This is a genomic window from Nostoc cf. edaphicum LEGE 07299 (assembly GCF_015207245.1).
Taxonomy (GTDB): domain Bacteria; phylum Cyanobacteriota; class Cyanobacteriia; order Cyanobacteriales; family Nostocaceae; genus Nostoc; species Nostoc edaphicum_B.
Genome location: NZ_JADEXF010000748.1, coordinates 1 through 3,252 on the forward strand (window position 1 = coordinate 1; position 3,252 = coordinate 3,252).

2 protein-coding genes and 1 pseudogene are annotated in these 3,252 nt (G+C 40.2%); 1 reads left to right on the plus strand and 2 read right to left on the minus strand.

The genetic code is table 11. From position 1 onward, the window contains the following. Positions 1–57: 57 nt before the first annotated feature. The gene (locus tag IQ229_RS20055) at positions 58–1,035 is read right to left on the minus strand and encodes a hypothetical protein (RefSeq protein WP_194046747.1); all 978 of its coding nucleotides are present in this window, start codon (positions 1,033–1,035) and stop codon (positions 58–60) included. Positions 1,036–1,091: 56 nt separating this feature from the next. On the opposite strand from IQ229_RS20055, the gene IQ229_RS20060 reads away from it, so the two are divergent. Then, positions 1,092–3,077 (plus strand): DUF3131 domain-containing protein, encoded by a 1,986-nt coding sequence (locus tag IQ229_RS20060; RefSeq protein ID WP_322744031.1) that lies wholly within the window; start codon positions 1,092–1,094, stop codon positions 3,075–3,077. Here IQ229_RS20060 and IQ229_RS20065 read toward each other — a convergent pair. After that, positions 3,058–3,252 (minus strand): annotated as a pseudogene (locus tag IQ229_RS20065) (hypothetical protein); the annotation flags it as partial. The gene IQ229_RS20060 and the pseudogene IQ229_RS20065 sit on opposite strands and share 20 nt — an antisense overlap.

Consider the following 3,252-nt stretch of genomic DNA (forward strand, 5'->3'; position numbering starts at 1 on the left):
GACCAATTAAGCGCTGTGTTTCTTTTTTGTTCCCTTCAATATAATTCAAAATCTCGCTCATGTTTCTGTGTCCAAAAAGCTCTCTAATGTTCTCTTACCATAGAACGTTACTATTTTGGAGATGTCTAATGATTCTACAGATTCTATGTTTTTGATAAAAGGGGTTTCTAAGTAATGGTCAGCCTGAAAATGAAGGGGATTAAAGTTCACACCACACTCACTTAAAAAACCCTCAAGTTTTGTTATGAGATTTTGATAATGATAAACTTGAGTCTTTTTGAACTTATCAAAATCTGCCTGATCTTTAGAAAATTGCATAAAATAAATAGAGTTTTTACAGCGAGCATCAAGGTCACGTTGAAAGTAGTACTTTTTATTTTTATAGGCCAACAACTCTCCCAAATTATCACTATCTGTAGTTATATACTCATCATTTGGTAACAATAGTCTCCTTTTTCGAGATAAGGTTAATGTTAGTACATTATGGTTATTGTACTTAATTAACAGATTCTGTCCCCAGACTATAAGAGCATTTTCAGATTTGCTAATATTCCTGAAATGAAGTAATAGTAATTCTTCAAAACCATTCATTGTCTCAACAGATAAACCTTGAGAAAGAATATAAAACTTAAAAACTAAATTGAAAATTCTTTCTTGATTATTGCTAAATAGCCGTTTCCATCCAGAATGACTTTTATTTGGGGATAAAAAGAACACATGGTTTTTACCATCAACGTAGGAAAGGGAATACTGAATATCTGAATATTTAGGTTTTTCTCCATTTACAGAAAGCCGTTCTTGGATATTACTTTTAATGAATTTATGCCGTTTTTGGTAAAAATCAGCCTGTGAATCCTCATCTTGGGAATACTCATCTTCAGGAACCTGATATTCAAGTATAAAATGCTCAATCCCTTTCCCCTTACTAAAGAGATATAGGTAAAGTTTTTCAGCAACCTCTTCTGGCTTCAGTAATATCTGTAGCTGGTTTGTTCTTGATGTATCTGATAATGCTTTAGTTATTTTATCTCTCATTTTATTTCTCCTTGTGGAATAAAAAGTCTTTGAGGATATTAGATTCAACTGGAATTATGATATACAAACTCCCTCAACAAAGGCTGTTGAGATGGATTGCATTGTTCCTAATTGGAACAATGCAATTTTTGTTTTACATCCCGACACCAGTCTTATCTCAAAATTCCAATAGCTGTAGCAATATTACAACTCCGCTCACATCTGAAGAACAAACTTATGCTCGTGCGTCTTGGCAGTATTTTGTCAAAAATTATCAGCCAGCAACGGGATTTACCAATTCTACTGGGGGTTATCCTTCAGGTACACTCTGGGATATGGGTAACTATCTGATGGCATTGAATGCTGCACGATGGTTGAATCTGACCGATCAAGCAGACTTTGATTCCCGCCTCAATAAGTTTTTGACGACTCTTAGCAGTCTGAAGTTATTTGAAGATGCCTTGCCCAATAAAGTCTATAATGCAGCCACAGGACAGATGGTTGATTATGGTAATAATCCACTGGAGCGGGGTATTGGTTGGTCTGCTTTGGATGTTGGACGAATACTGGCTGCGTTTGATGTCATCCGTACCTGTCATCCTCAATATAATGACTGGCTCAAAGGGATTGTAGCAAAATGGCAAGTGGCGCGATCGCTCAAAGACGAACAACTTTTTGGCGCTACTGTTCTCCCTGACAACAAAACCTTATTAGTACAAGAAGGACGACTCGGCTACGAAGAGTACGGCGCTAGAGGTTATCAACTTTGGGGTTTCTCTGCACCCAAAGCTATTGCTTTAGAACCGTTTAAGTTAGTTGAAATTAATGGTGTGCAAATCCCTGTTGATAGCCGTGACTTTCAAAGCACCAACGCTAATAATTACGTTGTGAGTGAGTCTTATATCCTTGACGGGATTGAATTTGGCTTGCAAGGTGAATTAGCTGATTTTGCTGCCAGGGTTTTAGATGTGCAAAAACGACGTTTTGATACCACAGGTCAGTTAACTGCGGTAACAGAAGATAATATCGACCAAGCACCTTATTTTCTCTACAACACCGTTTACGCCAACGGTACAAATTGGGCAACTATTACCGATGCCAATCAACCTTATCCACAGTTTCGCAGCCTCAGTACAAAAGCTGCTTTTGGCTGGCGCTATCTGTTTCCAGATAATGCTTATGCTCAAAAGATTTTTGATGCTTCTACTGGCAAGCCTAGTGAAAATGCCTCTCCAGTAACACCTGTAAATCAACCGAATTCTATTGTTACGACTCTGATCGCAACTTCTAAACCTACAGAAGTAGCTGTTGCACCTATTCCACCAGTGGATAGTCCTCAGTCATCATCTAACCTGAAACTAGATCGATCGCTAACGCCTGTTGAACGGCGCTATGCAGAAGCGGCTTGGCGATACTTTCAAGCGAATTATCACGCCAAGAGTCGGCTGATAGACGATCGCAGTGATTTCAAAGGTGCAACCCTTTGGGGATTGGGAGATTATCTCGCAGCACTCCATGCGGCGCGATCGCTCGATACAATTACCCCCAAGGAATTTGACCAGCGCACCCGCCATCTTTTAGCAGCCTTGACAAAATTACCATTATTTGCTTGTGAATTGCCGAGTCGGAGTTATGATACGCGATCGCTGCAACCAGTCGATTATGGTGGAAATCCAGTTCCAGAAGGAAACGGTTGGTCAGCTTTAGATTTGGGTAGAATGCTGGCAGCGCTTTACAACTTAAAAAGCTGTCATCCAGAATACACGGCTGCCGTAGATAAAATTGTCCTGGATTGGTCATACTTGCGTGTGGTGCGCGAAGGTATTCTCTCCAGTGCCACCGTTACCAAAGAACAAGATGGGCGATATTTCACCCGCGTTAACCCCGAAACCCGCTTGGGTTATGAGGAATATGCCGCTCGTGCTTTTCAATTATGGGGGTTTAATCTTGATCGTTCTGCTGTTGGGGGTGAATATCAAACTGCCTCAGTGGAGGGATTGAAAGTCCCAATTCAACGCCATCGCACAGATACTAATTCTAAAGTTAACCCAATCGAAATTTAATCGTTGGTTCGAGGAAAAAATTTGTTTGGCCAAAGTTGTCTGTGTCATAGCGATAGTCCGTATCAATACTTTCCAAAACTGCATCCGTCGTTTTTGGTTCGGTAGAAGTTGTTGGTGGACTAGAATTTTGCTGCGGTGGTTCGGTAGAAGTTGTGGGTGGACTAGAATTCTGGTG